This window comes from Streptomyces sp. ADI96-02 (genome assembly GCF_003846185.1).
Lineage (GTDB): Bacteria > Actinomycetota > Actinomycetes > Streptomycetales > Streptomycetaceae > Streptomyces.
In genome coordinates this window covers 5,885,465-5,886,227 of record NZ_ML123034.1, presented here as the reverse complement: position 1 = coordinate 5,886,227, position 763 = coordinate 5,885,465, and the positions used below count along the sequence as shown (strand labels likewise).

Genomic DNA, 763 nt, shown 5'->3' with positions numbered 1-763 from the left:
CTCGGCGCCGCCGCCGCCACCATCGGCTCCGCCGCCGACCAGATCACCGCCCACGCCAACAACGGCCAGGGCTTCATGCCCGACGACGTCCGCACCGGATTCGACATCGCCGCCCTCGCCGGAGGCATCACCGGCGGCATTGTCGGAGCCAAAAAAGCACCCCAAGCAGCACAGAAGATCGGCAACAAAATTCAGGACGCCTACAAGACCAGGAAGAATTCCAAACTGCCGCCGAAGAGGAGCGCTCGAGACAGCAATGTAGAAAGTGACGAGCAGCCAATAATCGACATGGGATTTGGCGACAAGGAGTCTTGGATTAAGAGCGTGAGGGAATATCGGGTAAACAACAGGCAGATGGATGCGTTTTCTCCTGAAGGTCCGAGAATATTCCGCAGCCAGCCGAACGGCCACAGGGGGTCTCTCTTTCCGAAGAGCATCCAAACTGTCCTGGATAAACTCTTCGGGAAGAAGCCGACGTCTTACTTGAACAGCGAAATTGTCAACCGCGGCAAAAATCTCAAGCGGCTCGGCTATAAATACGACGAATTCCCTGAGTGGGTGATCACGCCGGAGCCTTCGCAGGGCAACGGTTTCGAGCTCGTCCGTATAGATGAATTGCCCATACATGCACATATCTACTATACGAGCAGGCCGGTGCCGCGCTGATTCCAACTTGCCTGCGGCATCTGGCAGTGAACCTCTTTCATCCTGTGCCGTGGGGGATGAAATGGGCTGGTCAGATGCGGTGACGTGGCGAAGCCTC

The 763-nt window shown here is 56.9% G+C and carries 1 protein-coding gene; it reads left to right on the top strand.

Features of this window, described 5'->3' with window-relative positions; genetic code table 11:
• Positions 1-666: hypothetical protein (locus EES43_RS25855; RefSeq protein WP_164493276.1), on the top strand; the 666-nt coding region annotated here is incomplete at its 5' end.
• Positions 667-763: the final 97 nt, after the last annotated feature.